The sequence below is a fragment of the Streptomyces sp. NPDC054834 genome, assembly GCF_053611185.1.
Window position 1 is genome coordinate 1 of record NZ_JBSGZV010000089.1, and the last position, 16,769, is coordinate 16,769.

Consider the following 16,769-nt stretch of genomic DNA (forward strand, 5'->3'; position numbering starts at 1 on the left):
TTTTAGTGGGCAACCAGATCTGATCGAAGAAGTTGGCTTCTCTTTGTGAGTACTGGGCTGGGGCCTCGCTTGTTCGCTCTGCCCGAGCCCTGACTCACGTGCAGATCAGGCCCTCTTTACGATCACGAGCATCACGAGCCCTCCTTTAGGAGTCCCCCTCAATGAAGACGATCGACGAACTTCTCGCCGACGGCGTGGACGGCAAGCGGGTCTTCGTCCGCGCCGACCTCAACGTGCCGCTCGCCGACGGCACCATCACCGACGACGGCCGTATCCGCGCCGTCCTGCCCACCGTCAAGGCCCTCGCCGACGCGGGCGCCAAGGTGATCGTCGCCTCGCACCTGGGCCGCCCCAAGGGCGCCCCGGACCCGGCCTTCTCGCTGCTGCCCGCCGCCGAGCGGCTCGGTGAACTCCTCGGCGCGCCGGTCGCGTTCGCCCAGGACACGGTCGGCCCAGCCGCCCACGGCGCCGTGGACGGCCTCCAGCCCGGCCAGGTCGCGGTCATCGAGAACCTGCGCTTCAACCCCGGCGAGACCTCCAAGGACGAAGCGGAGCGCGGCGAGTTCGCGGACCGGCTCGCGGCTCTCGCCGACGTCTACGTCGGCGACGGCTTCGGCGCGGTGCACCGCAAGCACGCCTCCGTCTACGACCTCCCGGCCCGCCTGCCGCACTACGCCGGCTACCTCATCGCCACCGAGGTCGGCGTCCTGAAGAAGCTCACCGAGGACGTCAAGCGCCCCTACGTCGTCGCGCTCGGCGGCGCCAAGGTCTCCGACAAGCTCGCCGTCATCGACCAGCTGCTCGGCAAGGCCGACCGCCTGCTCATCGGTGGCGGCATGGCCTACACCTTCCTCAAGGCCAAGGGCTACGAGGTGGGCATCTCCCTCCTCCAGGAGGACCAGGTCCCGGTCGTCACCGAGTACATGGAGCGCGCCCAGAAGCAGGGCGTCGAGCTGGTGCTCCCCGTCGACGTCGTGGTCTCCCCGGCGTTCCCGGACCTGAAGGCGAAGGCTCCGACCGAGCACAGCGTGGTCGACGCGGACAAGATCCCCGCCGACCAGGAGGGCCTGGACATCGGCCCCAGGACCTGCGAGCTGTACGCCGCGAAGCTCGCCGACGCCGCGACCGTCTTCTGGAACGGTCCGATGGGCGTTTTCGAGCACCCCGACTACGCCGAGGGCACCAAGGCGGTCGCCCAGGCCCTCGTCGAATCGAAAGGCTTCACCGTCGTCGGTGGCGGAGACTCCGCCGCGGCCGTGCGTACGCTCGGCTTCGACGAGAAGGCATTCGGCCACATCTCGACCGGTGGCGGCGCCTCCCTCGAATACCTCGAGGGCAAGACGCTCCCCGGCCTCGCCGCACTGGAGGACTGACCCCGCATGACCACTCGTATGCCGCTGATGGCGGGCAACTGGAAGATGAACCTCAACCACCTCGAGGCCATCGCCCACGTCCAGAAACTCGCCTTCGCCCTCGCGGACAAGGACTACGAGGCCTGCGAGGTCGCCGTCCTGCCGCCCTACACCGACCTGCGCTCTGTGCAGACGCTGGTCGACGGCGACAAGCTGAGGATCAAGTACGGCGCCCAGGACCTCTCGGCGCACGACTCCGGGGCCTACACCGGCGAGATCTCGGGCTCGATGCTGGCCAAGCTGAAGTGCACGTACGTGGTCATCGGCCACTCCGAGCGCCGGCAGTACCACAACGAGAGCGACGAGCTCGTGAACGCCAAGGCCAAGGCCGCCTTCCGGCACGGCCTGACCCCCATCCTGTGCGTCGGCGAGGAGCTGGACGTGCGCGAGGCGGGCAACCACGTCTCCCACACCCTCGCCCAGGTCGAGGGCGGTCTGAAGGACCTCCCGGCCGAGCAGGCCGAGTCGATCGTGATCGCCTACGAGCCCGTCTGGGCCATCGGCACCGGCAAGGTCTGCGGCGCGGAGGACGCCCAGGAGGTCTGTGCCGCCATCCGCGGCAAGATCGCCGAGCTGTACTCGCAGGAGGTGGCCGACCAGGTCCGCATCCAGTACGGCGGCTCCGTGAAGTCCGGCAACGTCGCCGAGATCATGGCCAAGGCCGACATCGACGGCGCCCTGGTCGGCGGCGCGTCGCTGGACGCGGACGAGTTCGTCAAGATCGTGCGTTTCCGTGATCAGTGAGCCCGGCCGTGAGTAGGCGGTAGCGGCGATCCGTCGTACTCTTGCGGGGGCACGGCCAGTGCGCCGTGCCCCTGTCGTCCATCCGCATCCGAGGAAGTTGGTCCAGCCGTGGTTTTGGGGTTCTCGATCGCCCTGATCGTCTTCAGCCTGCTGATGATGCTGCTGGTGCTGATGCACAAGGGGAAGGGCGGCGGCCTCTCCGACATGTTCGGTGGCGGCATGCAGTCCTCCGTCGGCGGCTCCTCGGTCGCCGAGCGCAACCTCGACCGGATCACGATCGTGGTCGGTCTGCTGTGGTTCGCGTGCATCGTCGTCCTCGGCCTCCTGATGAAGACGAACAGCTGATTCCAGCTGATCAGCGTCTCACAAGCACACATATTCCGTACGTAAGGCCCCATGTTGGGTACGCGCTCCTGAGCGCGGCCTATCATGGGGCTTGCGTCTTCGGAGCGGGGCTCTTGTAACTCCAATCACTGGACGCGCGTTGGGCCTTACGTAGACTGAGGCGCTCGCGGCGAAGCGAAACGCCGACTCGCTTCGCGGCACCATCACGCAGGGAGTTACGACCGTGGCAAGTGGCAACGCGATCCGAGGTAGCCGGGTCGGGGCGGGGCCGATGGGCGAGGCCGAGCGCGGCGAGTCCGCGCCGCGTCTGCGCATCTCCTTCTGGTGCTCCAACGGGCACGAGACACAGCCCAGCTTCGCCAGCGACGCGCAGGTGCCCGAGACCTGGGACTGCCCGCGTTGCGGCTTCCCGGCCGGTCAGGACCGGGACAATCCGCCGGACCCGCCGCGCACCGAGCCCTACAAGACGCACCTCGCGTACGTCAGGGAGCGGCGCAGCGACGCGGACGGCGAGGCGATCCTCGCCGAGGCGCTCGCCAAACTGCGGGGCGAGATCTAGGAGTTGAGAACCGGCCGGGTGCCTGCGGGCGCCTGGCCGGAGCTGTTTCTCCCACCGCTTCTCCCACCGCTTCTCCGTTGGTTCTCCGCCGGCCGACGGCCGATTGTCAGTGGTGCCCTCTACGGTTCGTCTCAGGTCAGCCGTGAGGGGGAGTCGTGACGACGGTCGAGATTGCGGGCAAGGCCGCGCCCGCGTGGCGTGGGGGTTTCGGGCGGCTGTGGACGGCCGCGGTGGTATCCCGGTTCGGGGACGCGTTACGGACGTCCGCGCTGCCCCTGCTTGCCGTGCGCCTCACCGACGAGCCGCTCGTCATCGCCTCGGTGACCGCCTGCGGGTACGTTCCCTGGCTGCTGTTCGGGCTGCTCGGCGGCGCCGTCGCGGACCGGGTGGACCAGCGGCGCGCCATGTGGGCGGTGGACACGGTACGAGGCCTGATCGTCGCCGGTTTCGCCCTCGCCGTGGGGCTCGGGCATGCCTCGATCCCCTTGCTGCTGGCGCTCGCCTTCGCGCTGACCACCCTCCAGACCCTCTTCGACAACGCCTCCACGGCCCTGCTTCCGTCCCTGGTGGACAGGGAGGCCCTGGGCGGTGCCAATGCCCGCCTGATGACCGGCCAGCAGCTCGCCGGCGGCCTCCTGGCGGGCCCCTTCGTGCCGCTGCTGCTGACCGCGGGCGCCTTCATGCCGTTCGCGGCCGACGCGGGCACGTACCTCGTGGCCGCCGCCCTCGTGGCCTCCCTGCGGATACGGCCGGCCGAGCGGGAGCCGCGCCCGGTCGGCAGCACCCTGCGCGCGGAGATCGGCGCCGGCCTGCGTGCCCTGTGGCGCGACCGGGCGCTGCGAGCGGTCTGCGTGGCCACGCTGCTGTGCAACATCGGCATGGGCGCACTGATCGCCACGCTGGTGCTGCACGTGACCCGCTGGCTGGACGCGGGCAACGCGGGATACGCGGCCGGGATGACGGCGTACGCGGCCGGAAGCCTGCTCGGCGGCTTCGCCGCCCAGCGGATCGCGCGGCGCACCGGGCGGGTCGGGGCGCTGCTGGTCGCGGGCGGTGTGCAGACCTCGTCCCTCGTCCTCATCGGCACCGTCCGGCACCTCGGCGCCCTCCTCGCCGGGATGCTGCTGCTGGGCGCGATGGGCATGGTGTGGAACGTCAACCAGGTCACGCTGATGCAGCAACGAAGCCCGGCGGCGATGGTGGGGCGCATCGCGTCCGCCTTCCGTACCGCCTCGACCTCCGGCGCGCCGCTCGGCGCCCTGCTCGGCGGTGCCGTGGCCCAGGCCCGGGGGCTGAACGGGCCCGCCCTGTTCGCGGCCGTGCTCTTCGCTCTGGCCGTCACCTCGTTGATACCGGCGCGTCGGCCGGACGTACCTGTTGTTGCAGCGGACGACGGTGCGACGACCGCTCACGTCACGCGCTGATCAACTAGGTTGGAACCGGCAGCGGGGCAAGGTACGCAGCAGGGACAGGTAGGAAAGAAGGCTGAAGTCCGAAATGAACGCAGACGGCCGTACCAGGCTCAACCAGACGCCCGAGTGGACCGCTCTCGCCAAGCACCGGGAGGAACTCACCGACACCCATCTGCGGGACCTGTTCGCCGCGGACCCGGGGCGCGGCGCCGGGTACACCCTCCAGGTCGGTGACCTGTACGTCGACTACTCGAAGCACCTGGTCACCGACGAATCGCTGCGGCTGCTGCGCGAGCTGGCCGCCGCCACCGACGTCTTCGGCCTGCGGGACGCTATGTTCCGCGGCGAGAAGATCAACACGACCGAGAACCGGGCGGTCCTGCATGTGGCGCTGCGGGCCGCGCGCGACGCGGTGATCGAGGTCGACGGGGAGAACGTCGTCCCGGCGGTGCACGCCGTGCTCGACAAGATGAGCGACTTCGCCGAGCGTGTCCGTTCGGGCGAGTGGACGGGGCACACCGGCAAGCGCATCAAGAACGTCGTCAACGTCGGTATCGGTGGCTCGGACCTGGGTCCGGCGATGGCGTTCGAGGCGCTGCGCGCCTTCACCGACCGCGGCCTCACCGTGCGGTTCGTGTCGAACGTCGACGGGGCGGACCTGCACGAGGCCACGCGTGACCTGGACGCGGCGGAGACGCTGTTCATCATCGCCTCCAAGACCTTCACCACCATCGAGACCATCACCAACGCCACCTCGGCCCGCACATGGCTGCTGAGCGAGCTGAACGCCGGGCAGGAGGCCGTCGCCAAGCACTTCGTGGCCCTGTCGACGAACGCCGAGAAGGTCGGTGACTTCGGCATCGACACCGCCAACATGTTCGAGTTCTGGGACTGGGTCGGTGGGCGGTACTCGTACGACTCGGCGATCGGGCTCTCGCTGATGATCGCCATCGGCCCGGACCGGTTCCGGGAGATGCTGGACGGTTTCCGGATCGTCGACGAGCACTTCAGGACCGCGCCCGCGGAGTCCAACGTGCCGCTCCTGCTGGGGCTGTTGGGCATCTGGTACAACAACTTCTTCGACGCCCAGTCGCACGCGGTGCTGCCCTACAGCCACTACCTGTCCAAGTTCACCGCCTACTTGCAGCAGCTGGACATGGAGTCCAACGGCAAGTCCGTGGCGCGGGACGGGCAGGAGGTCGAGTGGCAGACCGGGCCTGTGGTGTGGGGGACGCCGGGCACCAACGGGCAGCACGCCTACTACCAGCTCATCCACCAGGGTACGAAGCTGATCCCGGCGGACTTCATCGGCTTCGCGGAGCCGGTCGCGGAGCTGCGTGACGAGCTGAAGGCGCAGCACGATCTGCTCATGGCCAACTTCTTCGCCCAGACCCAGGCGCTCGCCTTCGGCAAGACGGCGGACGAGGTGCGGGCCGAGGGGGTGCCCGATGAGCTGGTGGCGCACAAGACCTTCAAGGGCAACCGGCCGACGACGACGATCCTCGCGCGTGAGCTGACGCCGTCCGTGCTCGGTCAGCTCGTCGCGCTGTACGAGCACAAGGTGTTCGTGCAGGGCGCGGTGTGGAACATCGACTCCTTCGACCAGTGGGGCGTGGAGCTCGGCAAGGTCCTCGCCAAGCGGGTCGAGCCCGCGCTGACGGAGGGGGCCGAGGTGCCGGGGCTGGACGCGTCGACGACGGCGCTGGTCGCCAAGTACCGGGCGCTGCGCGGACGTTGACGGTCGGCTGAGACGTGGCCCCAGCCTCTGGGGCCCAGGCCCCGGCGGGGGCTTCGCCCCCTGCACTCCCGGGGTTGCCCACCCTCCCAGCCGTTGCGGCCGGCTGAGAAGTTGCCCTCGTTCCGGGGCTCCGGCCCCGGACCCCGGCGGGGGCTTCGCCCCCTGCGCCCCCGTCTGGACCGCGGAGGCCCTCAGGCCACCGCGCTCAGCGTGTCCGCCAGCCTTCGGCGGGCCGCTCGGGTCGCCGGGAGGGTGGCCAGGGTGGCGGCGCCCAGGACCGCGGCCAGTGCGAACGGCAGGAGGAGCAGCGGGGACGGGGACTGGGCGATCCCCGCGCCGATGCCGCTGGAGCGGCCCTGGGTGTCGATCAGCCAGTGGGCCAGGGGGAGGCCCACGGCCGTGCCGATGAGGACCGCGGCCAGGGCAGTGCAGCTCGTCGCCGTGACGGTGATCGCGGTGATCTGGCGCGGGGACATCCCGATCGCCTTGAGCGCCAGCAGGTCCCGCTCGCTCTCGCGGACCGTGCCGCCGATCGCGGTCAGCAACTCGATGAGGCCGATCAACGCCAGGACGGCGATCAGCCCGACCACGACGACGCGCAGCGCGGACAGGCCGTCGGCCGGGTTGGTGACGGCGTGCACATCGAGGTGGCCGCGGCCGGCCCTGGTCAGGTCGGCGGCGACGCGCTGCGGCTCGGCGGACGGCCGCAGGCGCAGCTGGTACAGGGTGGGAGCCAGCCGCGGGTCGTCCTCGCGGAGGGTGTCCAGGGAGGTGGAGATGACCCGGCCGGCGTTCTCCGGTTCGATGCTGCGGCCCACGATGTGCAGGATCTGCGGCTCGTCGCCGACCGTTATCCGTACCCAGTCGCCGACGCGCGCGTCGAGGAGATCGAGAAGGCCCTGCCCGGCCACCGCCTCGTCGGGACCGCTCGCGGGGCGGCCCGCGGCGAGTGTGTACGGGTAGGGGGCCCGGTGGGTGCCGAGGCCCCGTAGGGCGATGGTGGCGGTCTGGCCCGGGACGAGGGCGGCCACCTCGACGCCCGGGTAGACGGCGGCGACCCGGGGATCGTGGTCCAGCAGAGCCTGGGCCTCCTCGTCGCTCATGCCGCTGTCCGCGCGTACGGTGAGCGCCGCCGGCAGACCCACCCGCTCGGGGCTGCTGTGGAAGCGGTCGATGGTGGTCCAAGCGCTCATCGCCACCACGATCAGGAGCAGGGGCAGGGCGAGTCGCCCGATCGTGGCGAGCGTGCGCGGCCGGCGGGTGAAGGCCTGGTGCCAGCCCAGGACGAGGGCGGGCGGCAGCCGCAGGCCGAGGGCCCGGCGCGCCAGGCCCGTCAGACGTCCCCCGGCCGGAGCGGCGGGACGGGGCACCGGCACCGGGGGCACCCGTCCCGCCCGCCAGGCCGCGAGCCCGGTGACCGCGCCGATGAACAGCACCGCGCCCACCGGCACCGCGAACAGGGCGACCGAGTGTCCGGGCAGCCCCTGCCACACGCCGACCGCGTCGCCGAGCCGGCCGGGGATCGAGGTGCCCAGCCCCTGGATCAGCCCGGCGGCGGCCACGGTGCCCAGCAGGGCGTACGCGACATGCTGGAGCAGGAAGATCCGGACGACCTGGGCAGGGGTGAAGCCGATCGCCTTCAGGACCGAGATGTCCCGCAGATGGCCGCGGATACGGGTGCCGATCGCGCCGTGCACCGCGAACCCTGCGGCGAGGAGCGCGCCGAGGCCGAACAGGCCCAGCACCTGGCCGAGCAGCCGGTTGTCGCCCTGCGCCTCGGCCCGAGCCTGCTGCCAGGTGGAGACCTCACCGACCGCGCCCGCGCCGAGCACGGTGACGGCGCGCTGCACGGCGTAGTCGGTGTCGCCGGGATCGGTCAGCCGCAGCCCGATCACCCGGCCGCCCGGTCCGCGCAGGGCGGACGGCGGGGCCCAGACCAGTCCGGGCTGCTCGCCCGCCCGGTAGCGGGGTTCGGCGCTGTCGGCGACGCCCACGACGGTCAGTTTCCTGGAGGTGCCGGGCAGGGTGAGCGTGTCCCCGGGCTCGGCCAGCAGCGCACGGGCGAGACGGCTCTCCAGGACGACACCGTCGGGGTCGCCGGCGTCGAGCCAGTGGCCCGAGGCGAGCAGCGGGCAGCCCACGGAGGGCTTCTCGGACGTGGCACGCAGTTCCACGGAGGCGCGGGTGCCGCGCGAGGAGACGGTGGCGGACTCGGTCCGGTATGGGCCGGCGACGGACGCCACGCCGTCGAGCGAGGCGAGGCGGCCGGTGTCGGCGGACCGTACGGTGTGGATCCACACGTGTGCGCCGCGGGACTGGGTGAAGACTCGCTGCCAGGGGTTGGTCGCGTAGCCGAACAGCGCCGTGGCCAGCAGCAGCGCGCCGACGATGCCGGCGGTGGCCAGCACGATGAACAGCGCCTCGCCGCGATGTGTGCGCAGATCGGAGTGCGCCCAGCGCAGGGTGGCTCGCACGGGTGGTCAGTCCTTCAGTTCCAGCACGCCGGCTGTCCCCGTACGCCGGCGCGACGGCGTGCCGTCCAGTTCCGCGTCGTCGGCGATCCGCCCGTCGAAGAAGCTGATCACGCGGTCGGCGGCGCTCGCCAGCCGGGCGTCGTGGGTGACAAGTGCGATGCTCTGGCCGCGCTGGTGGAAGCGGGACAGCAGCCGCATCACCTCGCGGGTGCCCTTGCTGTCCAGGCTGCCGGCGGGCTCGTCGGCCAGCAGCAGCGGGGGATGGTTGACCAGCGCGCGGGCGAGCGCGACCCGCTGCTGCTCGCCGCCGGACAGCTCGCCCGGCATGCTGCGCTCCTTGCCCTCGAGGCCGAGCTCGGCGAGCAGCTCCTCCCGCTCGGCCCGAGCCTGCTTCGGCGAGCGGCCGACCAGCAGCGCGGGCAGCTCGACGTTGTCGGCGACCGACAGATTGGAGACCAGGTTGAAGAACTGGAAGACGATCCCGATCCGCTTCCTGCGCTCCTCGGCCCAGCGTGCCTCGCTGTAGCCGTCCGTGCACCGCCCGTCCAGCCAGATACTGCCCTCGTCGGGCCGCTGGAGTCCGCCCAGCAGGTGCAGCAGCGTCGACTTGCCGGCCCCGGAGGGGCCGGTGATCGCAACGAACTCGCCCGGCCGCACGGACAGGTCGACCCCGCGCACGGCACGGGCGGGTGCGCCCTCGCCGTAGTGGGTCTTGACCAAGCCCACGGCACGCAACAGCGGAGCGGGACTCTCGCTCACTCCAGCTCCTCCAGTTCCTCCTGGCACCGCTCCAGCCAGTCCAGGTCGGCCTGGAGGTGCAGCATCGCGCCCTCGATCAGCAGATGGGCGATTCGGTTGTCCCGGCTCTCGGCCGCGGCCAGCTTCGACAGATCACGCATGGTGTTGAGGTACTGGCGCCGCTGCTTGTTGATGAGGGCGATCTGGTCGGTGAGACCGGTCTGCGGGGCGAGGGCGAGTTTCATGAAGAACTCGTCCCGCACCCGCGGCTCGTCCTCGGGCTCCTCGAACCAGACGCGCAGCGCCTCACGCCCGGCTTCGGTGAGGCGGTAGACCTTTTTGTTGGGCCGGCTGGACTGCTCGACGTCCTCGCCCTCGATCAGTCCCGACTTCTCGAGGCGGCCGAGGGTCACGTAGATCTGGCCGACGTTCGGCTGAGGGTACGCGGAGCCCAGCAGTTGCTCAAGGGCCTGCTTCAGCTCGTAGCCGTGGGCGGGACCGCGCGCGAGGAGTGCCAGGAGGGGCAGGCGCACTCGTGCTGTCCTCCTAGTCTGCGTAATGTGCTCCAGGCCCTAGTATCGCCCATACCTAACAGGTATACATGGCCTCTGACCCATCGGCGAGGATGCCCGTGGGCCGGTGTACGTGTTCAGGGAGGAACCTATGCGGTGGATACGCGCCGCCGGTAGGGGCCTTCTCGTCCTCGTCGTGGTCATGACCGGGTACATCGTCTCGGGTCCCCACACCGACGAGGGCGGCACCGGTGGCCGCGGCCCGCTCACCCTGGCCACCGCCGGGGACCTCACCGGCTATCTCGGCCCGCTGCTCCAGGGCTGGAACCGCACCCACCCCGGCGAGAAGGTCACCCTCGTCGAGCTGCCGGACTCCGCCGACGAGACCCATGCGCAGATGACCACCGACCTGCGCGACGGCGACCGCAGCCGCTTCGACGTGCTCAACATCGACGTCAACTGGACCTCGGAGTTCGCCGCCGCCGGCTGGATCCGGCCCCTGCCGAGAGACCGCTTCCCCGTCGACACCTTCCTGAAGCCGGTCGTCGGCACGGCCACCTACGACGGACACCTGTACGCCGTCCCGTACGTCACCAACGCCGGCCTGCTCCTGTACCGCAAGGACATCCTGGACGAGGAGGGCGTGCCGCCGCCGCGCACCTGGGCCGAGCTGGAACACGACGCGAAGACCATCGCGCCGAAATACGGGCTCGACGGGTACGCGGGCCAGTTCCTGCCGTACGAGGGCCTCACGGTCAACGCGGCCGAGGCCGTCTACTCCGCGGGCGGGACCATCCTCGGCGACGAGGGGGAGCGCGTCACCGTGGACTCCGCCGCCGCCCGCGAGGGCATCGGTTTCCTGGCGCGCGGCTTCCGCGAGGGCTGGATTCCGAAGCGGGCGCTGACGTACAAGGAGGAGGAGTCCAAGGACGCCTTCCAGGACGGCCGTCTGCTCTTCCTGCGCAACTGGCCCTACGCGTACGCCGTCGCCTCGGCCAAGGGCTCCGAGGTCGCCGGGAAGATCGGCGCCGTGCCGCTGCCCGGGCCGGACGGGCCGGGCAGGAGTGTCCTCGGCGGCTCCAACCTGGCCGTGAACACGCACGCCCGGCACCCCGATTCCGCCGCGCGCCTCATCGCGTACCTCACCAGCAAGCCTGTCCAGCGCCAAGTCCTCACGCGCGGCTCACTGCCGCCCGTACGCGCCGCGCTGTACAAGGACCCCGAGCTCGTACGGAAGTTCCCGTACCTGCCCACCCTGCGCGCCGCCCTGCGCGCCGCCAAGCCGCGACCCAAGAGCCCACACTACGACCAGGTCAGTCTGGTGGTGCAGGCGGTCGTGCACGACGCGCTGACCGGGCGGGAGACGCCCGAGGTGGCGGTGGCGCGGCTGGCGCGGGAACTCGACGCCGTCGCCCGCCGATAGTTACTTGTTAGGTAACGCGGACATCTCATCTGGGTTCGCAGCGCCCTGATAAGTCCGGATTTCATTCACGAACTCCTCAGTAGCCTCCGTTCTTTTCATTGACACCTCTGTGAAGCGCCTACTTAACATGCATGCATAACTGCTGCCCTTCACAGAGACAGGCCACAGGGTTGAACAGGCATCATTGGTGGCGTGACGCGGTGATCTACCAGGTCTACGTCCGCAGCTTCCTCGACAGCACCGGCGACGGCATCGGCGATCTGGCCGGCGTCCGGGCCGGGCTGCCGTACCTGAAGAAGCTCGGCGTCGACGGCATCTGGCTGAGCCCCTTCTACCCCTCGCCCCAGCACGACCACGGCTACGACGTGGCCGACTACTGCGGCGTCGACCCGCTCTTCGGCGACCTCGCCGAGTTCGACCTGCTGGTGGCCGCGGCCCGGCGGCTGGGCATCAAGGTGCTCCTCGACATCGTCCCCAACCACTGCTCCAGCGAGCACACGTGGTTCCGCGAGGCGCTGGACAGCGCACCCGGCAGCCAGGCCCGAGCCCGCTTCCACTTCACCGACGGCCGTGGCCCGGACGGCAGCGAGCCGCCCAACAACTGGCACGCGATGTTCGGCGGCCCGGCCTGGACCAGGGTCGGCGACGGCCAGTGGTACCTGCACATGTTCACGCCCGAACAGCCCGACTGGAACTGGCGCAACCCCGAAGTGCCCGCCGAGTTCGACCGGATCCTGCGCTTCTGGCTGGACCGGGGCGTCGACGGCTTCCGCATCGACGTGGCCGCCGGCCTGTTCAAGCACCCGGACCTGCCCGACTCCGACGACCCGGAGGCCGACGCCCGCACCCGCGACTCGGTCAACCCCCTCGCCTGGAACCAGCCCGAGGTGCACGAGGTGTGGCGGCACTGGCGGTCGGTGTGCGAGGAGTACACCGCACGCGACGGCCACGAGCGCCTCCTCGTCGGCGAGGTCTCGGTCCCGTCCGCCCGCGAACACGCCCAGTACGTCCGCCCCGACGAACTCCACCAGGCCTTCTTCTTCGACCTGCTCAGCGCCCCCTGGGACCCCGACGCCTTCCGCAAGGTCATCTCCGAGGCCATGGCGGACATCGCCGGTACGGGCTCCACGGTCACCTGGGTCCTCAACAACCACGACCAGGTCCGCACCGTCACCCGCTACGGCGAACCCGCCACCGGGGGCAGCGGCCTCGGCACCGCCCGCGCCCGCGCCGCCGCGCTGCTGATGCTGGCGCTGCCCGGAGCCGCGTACATCTACCAGGGCGAGGAGCTGGGCCTGCCCGAGGTCGTCGACCTGCCCGACGACGTGCTCACCGACCCGATCTTCCGGCGCACCGGCAGCCGCGCCCGCATCCGCGACGGCTGCCGGGTGCCGCTGCCCTGGTCCGGGCAGGCCTCCCCGTTCGGCTTCACGTCGGGAGCGGAGAGCGCCAAGCCGTGGCTGCCGCAGCCCGAGTACTTCGCCGAGTACGCCACCGACCGCGCCCTCGCCGACACCCGCTCCTTCTGGCACCTGTACCGCGACGGCCTCCAACTGCGCGCCGCGCTTCCCCAGTTGGGTGAGGGCTCGCTGCGCTGGCTGGACACTCCGCCGGGCGTACTCGGCTTCGTCCGCGGCGACGGCCTGGTCTGCGCCGTCAACTTCGGCACGGCGCCCACGCCCGCGCCGGTCTCCGGCACCCCCCTGCTGTCCAGCGGCCCCTGCCCGGCCGGGGTGCTCCCCGGTTCCACGGCCGCCTGGTGGATCAACGATCTCTGATCGCCCGTCATTTCCCCATCCTTCGAAAGGGACATCAACGATGATGCGACGACGCACCACCCTGCTCACCGGCTGCACCGCCCTCGTCCTGGCGCTCGGCGCGACCGCCTGCGGCGGCGGCCCGGTCTCCGCCGGCGGCGGCGACAAGGCGCTCAGCGGCCAGACCGTCACCGTGGCCGGTGTCTGGTCCGGCAGCGAGCAGAAGAACTTCCAGAAGGTGCTGGACGCGTTCAGCGCCAAGACCGGCGCCAAGACCCAGTTCGTGTCCACGGGCGACAACGTCTCCACCGTCGTCGGCAGCAAGATCGAGGGCGGCAACGCGCCCGACGTCGTGATGGTCCCGCAGGTCGGCGTCCTCCAGCAGTTCGCGAAGAAGGGCTGGCTGAAGCAGCTGTCCGCCACCACCGAGAAGTCCGTGGACGCGGGCTACGCGCCGGTCTGGAAGAAGTACGGCAGCGTCGACGGCACCCTGTACGGCCTGTACTTCAAGGCCGCCCACAAGTCGACCGTCTGGTACAGCCCCGACGCCCTCGACCAGGCCGGGGTCAAGCCGCCGAAGACGTACACCGAGCTGCTGAAGGCCGGGCACACCGTCTCCGACTCCGGGCTCGCCGCCTTCGCGGTCGCCGGGCAGGACGGCTGGACCCTGACCGACTGGTTCGAGAACATCTACCTCTCCCAGGCCGGCCCCGAGAAGTACGACGCCCTCGCCACCCACAAGCTGAAGTGGACCGACGCGAGCGTGGTCAAGGCGCTCGGCACGCTCGGCAAGCTGTTCAAGGACAAGCAACTGATCGCGGGCGGCCAGAAGGAAGCCCTCAACACCGACTTCCCGGGTTCGGTCGAGAAGGTGTTCGGGCCCAAGCCCGAGGCAGGCATGGTCTACGAGGGCGACTTCGTCGCCGGCGTCGCCCACGACCAGTTCGGCAAGAGCATCGGCAAGGACGCGAACTTCTTCCCGTTCCCGGCGGTCGACGGCGGCAAGGCGCCGGTCGTCAGCGGCGGTGACGCGGCCGTGGTGCTCAAGGACGGCAAGAACTCCAAGGCCGGCATGAAGCTCCTGGAGTACCTGGCCACTCCCGAGGCCGCCGCGGTGTGGGCGAAGGCGGGCGGCTTCCTGTCCCCGAACAAGGCGCTCGACCTGGCCTCCTACGGCGACGACGTCACCCGCGCCACCGCCAAGTCCCTGATCGCGGCGGGCGACTCGGTCCGATTCGACATGTCCGACCAGGCACCCGCGTCCTTCGGCGGCACCAAGGGCGTGGGGGAGTGGAAGCTGCTCCAGGACTTCCTGCGTGAGCCGTCCGACCCGAAGGGGACCGCGGCGAAGCTCGAGGCCGCCGCGGCCAAGGCGTACCAGGGCTGAGCCGGCAGATGACCGCAACCACACTCGTGAAGCAGAAAGGGGCGGGCTCCCCGCCGCCGGGCTCGCTCGCCGAGCGCGCCCGGCGCTCGCGGCGGCGCGGCCGGATCATCGCCCTGCTCTTCGTCTTCCCCGCACTGCTCCTGCTCGGAGCGCTGGTCGTCTACCCGGTGCTGTTCTCCGTCGGCCGGAGCTTCTTCGACGCCTCCGGCTCGCGCTTCGTCGGCGCGGACAACTACACGGAGATGTTCCGCGACCCGGCGACGCTCAAGGCCGTCCGGAACACGACCATCTGGGTGGTCGTCGCCCCGGCCCTGCTGACCGGGCTCGGCCTGATCCTCGCCGTCCTGGTGGAGAAGGTCCGCTGGGCCACCGCGTTCAAGCTGCTGCTGTTCATGCCGATGGCGGTGTCCTTCCTCGCGGCGGGGATCATCTTCCGCCTCGCCTACGACGAGGACCCCGCCAAGGGCGTGCTCAACGCCGCCGTGGTCTCGGTCCACGACGCCTTCGAGGGCACCTCGTCGTACCCGACGGCACGGGCCCGCGCGGGACAGGACCTGGCCCAGGGGAGCGACGGCTCGTACGAGACGAAGAGCGGTGTGTCACCGGGCGATCTGGTGACGCTCCCCATGGTCGGCGTCCTGCCCAAGGACCTGCCCGAGGGCGCCGCGCCCGCCTACCCGGCGGCCGGCGGCAAGGCCACTGCCGATGAACTGCGCGGCGTCGTCTACCTGGACTTCACACCCGGCGGCGGAGGCAAGCAGGGCAAGGTCGACCGGCGGGAGAGCGGGCTGCCCGGTATGAAGGTCGAGGCGGTGCGCGGCGGGAAGACGGTCGCGAGCACGATGACCGCGTCCGACGGCTCCTTCCGCTTCTCCGGGCTGCACACCGGCTCGTACACGCTGAAGCTGCCCGAGTCGAACTTCGCACCGCCCTACCAGGGCGTCTCCTGGCTCGGCCCGACCCTCGTCACGCCCGCGATCATCGGCGCGTACCTCTGGATCTGGACCGGATTCGCGATGGTGCTGATCGGCGCCGGACTGTCGGCCCTGCCCCGGGACGCCCTGGAGGCGGCCCGGATGGACGGCGCGAACGAATGGCAGATCTTCCGCCGCATCACCGTCCCCCTGCTCGCCCCCGTGCTCACCGTGGTCTTCGTGACCCTCGTGATCAACGTGATGAAGGTCTTCGACCTCGTCTACATCATCGCGCCCGGCCCGGTGCAGGAGGACGCCACCGTACTGGCCACCCAGATGTGGCTGGTGTCCTTCGGCGGTGGCAACAACCAGGGCCTCGGCAGTGCGCTGGGCGTGCTCCTGCTGCTGCTGGTGATCCCCGCGATGGTCTTCAACGTCCGCCGCTTCCGAAGGAGTCAGCGATGAGGAGTCAGCGATGAACGCGGTCAGGCGGGGCCTCGGCAACGGCCTGGTGCAGGCCTTCCTGGTGGTGATCGGCCTGGTCTGGCTGACCCCGCTCGCGGGCCTGTTCCTCTCCTCCCTGCGCTCGGCGCAGGACACCGCCAAGGGCGGCTGGTGGACGGCGCTGGCGAGCCCCGGGCAGCTGTCCTTCGACAACTACTCGGCGCTGCTGAAGAACGCCGGGATGACCCAGGCCTTCTGGAACACGGTGCTGATCTCGGTGCCGGCGACCGTCCTCGTCGTCGTCATCGCGTCCCTCGCCGGATACGCCTTCGCCTGGCTGGACTTCCCGGGACGGGAGGCCGTCTTCCTGCTCGTGGTGGCCCTGCTGGTGGTACCGGTGCAGATCGGTCTGCTGCCCGTCGCCAAACTCTTCGGCCAGCTCGGCCTGTTCGGCACGATCCCGGGCGTCGTCCTCTTCCACGTCGCCTACGGCCTGCCGTTCGCGGTGTTCCTGCTGCGCAACTACTTCGCCGAGATGCCCAAGGAGATGCTGGAGGCGGCCCGCATGGACGGCGGCAGCGAGTGGCGCATCTTCACCCGCCTCGTCCTGCCCGTGGGCCGGCCCGCCATCGCCAGCCTCGCCATCTTCCAGTTCCTCTGGGTCTGGAACGACATGCTGGTGGCCCTGCTGTTCGCCGACAGCTCCTCCCAGCCGCTGACGGTTCAACTCCAGTCCCAGATCAGGCAGTTCGGCAGCAACATCGACGTCCTCGCACCCGGTGCGTTCCTGTCGCTGATCGTGCCGGTGGTCGTGTTCTTCGCGTTCCAGCGGCACTTCGTGCAAGGAGTGATGGCCGGGTCCGTGAAGTAGGGGCGGGACCAAGACGGAAGGGGCGGCGCGGGCATTGCC

The 16,769-nt window shown here is 70.5% G+C and carries 14 protein-coding genes; 11 read left to right on the top strand and 3 right to left on the bottom strand.

Going from position 1 to position 16,769, the window contains the following annotated elements; translation table 11 throughout:
- Positions 1 to 161 precede the first annotated feature (161 nt).
- The 6 genes from ACWGJM_RS47850 to pgi all read left to right on the top strand — a co-directional run bounded on the left by ACWGJM_RS47850 (position 162) and on the right by pgi (position 6,210).
- Entirely contained in the window at positions 162 to 1,373 is a 1,212-nt protein-coding gene (locus ACWGJM_RS47850) for a phosphoglycerate kinase (RefSeq protein WP_453418076.1), read from the top strand.
- Between the two features lie 6 nt (positions 1,374 to 1,379).
- On the top strand, positions 1,380 to 2,156 hold the full coding sequence (tpiA, locus tag ACWGJM_RS47855) for a triose-phosphate isomerase (protein WP_453418077.1): 777 nt from the start codon (positions 1,380 to 1,382) through the stop codon (positions 2,154 to 2,156).
- Positions 2,157 to 2,264: 108 nt separating this feature from the next.
- On the top strand, positions 2,265 to 2,501 hold the full coding sequence (secG, locus tag ACWGJM_RS47860; RefSeq protein ID WP_453418078.1) for a preprotein translocase subunit SecG: 237 nt from the start codon (positions 2,265 to 2,267) through the stop codon (positions 2,499 to 2,501).
- Between the two features lie 223 nt (positions 2,502 to 2,724).
- The gene (locus ACWGJM_RS47865) at positions 2,725 to 3,060 is read left to right on the top strand and encodes an RNA polymerase-binding protein RbpA (protein ID WP_003976875.1); all 336 of its coding nucleotides are present in this window, start codon (positions 2,725 to 2,727) and stop codon (positions 3,058 to 3,060) included.
- A 155-nt stretch (positions 3,061 to 3,215) separates the two neighbouring features.
- Entirely contained in the window at positions 3,216 to 4,484 is a 1,269-nt protein-coding gene (locus tag ACWGJM_RS47870) for an MFS transporter (RefSeq protein ID WP_453418079.1), read from the top strand.
- Between the two features lie 73 nt (positions 4,485 to 4,557).
- On the top strand, positions 4,558 to 6,210 hold the full coding sequence (pgi, locus tag ACWGJM_RS47875; RefSeq protein WP_453418080.1) for a glucose-6-phosphate isomerase: 1,653 nt from the start codon (positions 4,558 to 4,560) through the stop codon (positions 6,208 to 6,210).
- Positions 6,211 to 6,401: 191 nt separating this feature from the next.
- On the opposite strand, the gene ACWGJM_RS47880 is transcribed toward pgi, so the two are convergent.
- The 3 genes from ACWGJM_RS47880 to ACWGJM_RS47890 are packed head-to-tail and all read right to left on the bottom strand — an operon-like array spanning position 6,402 to position 9,955.
- Entirely contained in the window at positions 6,402 to 8,684 is a 2,283-nt protein-coding gene (locus tag ACWGJM_RS47880; protein WP_453418081.1) for an ABC transporter permease, read from the bottom strand.
- Between the two features lie 6 nt (positions 8,685 to 8,690).
- A complete protein-coding gene (locus tag ACWGJM_RS47885; protein ID WP_453418082.1) occupies positions 8,691 to 9,443 on the bottom strand; it encodes an ABC transporter ATP-binding protein in 753 nt (250 codons plus the stop codon).
- Entirely contained in the window at positions 9,440 to 9,955 is a 516-nt protein-coding gene (locus tag ACWGJM_RS47890) for a PadR family transcriptional regulator (RefSeq protein ID WP_453418083.1), read from the bottom strand. The genes ACWGJM_RS47885 and ACWGJM_RS47890 overlap by 4 nt, the downstream gene beginning before the upstream one ends.
- 130 nt (positions 9,956 to 10,085) lie before the next feature.
- Here ACWGJM_RS47890 and ACWGJM_RS47895 point away from each other — a divergent pair, with 130 nt between their 5' ends.
- The 5 genes from ACWGJM_RS47895 to ACWGJM_RS47915 all read left to right on the top strand — a co-directional run bounded on the left by ACWGJM_RS47895 (position 10,086) and on the right by ACWGJM_RS47915 (position 16,730).
- Positions 10,086 to 11,357, top strand: coding sequence for an ABC transporter substrate-binding protein (locus tag ACWGJM_RS47895; protein WP_453418084.1), 1,272 nt, complete (start codon positions 10,086 to 10,088; stop codon positions 11,355 to 11,357).
- A gap of 131 nt (positions 11,358 to 11,488) precedes the next feature.
- Complete coding sequence (locus ACWGJM_RS47900; RefSeq protein ID WP_453418085.1) at positions 11,489 to 13,135, top strand: glycoside hydrolase family 13 protein; 1,647 nt, start codon at positions 11,489 to 11,491, stop codon at positions 13,133 to 13,135.
- A gap of 40 nt (positions 13,136 to 13,175) precedes the next feature.
- Positions 13,176 to 14,501 carry an ABC transporter substrate-binding protein gene (locus tag ACWGJM_RS47905; RefSeq protein ID WP_453418086.1) on the top strand — a complete coding sequence of 442 codons (1,326 nt, stop codon included), beginning with the start codon at positions 13,176 to 13,178 and terminating at the stop codon, positions 14,499 to 14,501.
- A gap of 8 nt (positions 14,502 to 14,509) precedes the next feature.
- The gene (locus ACWGJM_RS47910; RefSeq protein WP_453418087.1) at positions 14,510 to 15,880 is read left to right on the top strand and encodes an ABC transporter permease subunit; all 1,371 of its coding nucleotides are present in this window, start codon (positions 14,510 to 14,512) and stop codon (positions 15,878 to 15,880) included.
- Between the two features lie 10 nt (positions 15,881 to 15,890).
- Positions 15,891 to 16,730 (top strand): carbohydrate ABC transporter permease, encoded by an 840-nt coding sequence (locus tag ACWGJM_RS47915; protein WP_453418088.1) that lies wholly within the window; start codon positions 15,891 to 15,893, stop codon positions 16,728 to 16,730.
- Positions 16,731 to 16,769: the final 39 nt, after the last annotated feature.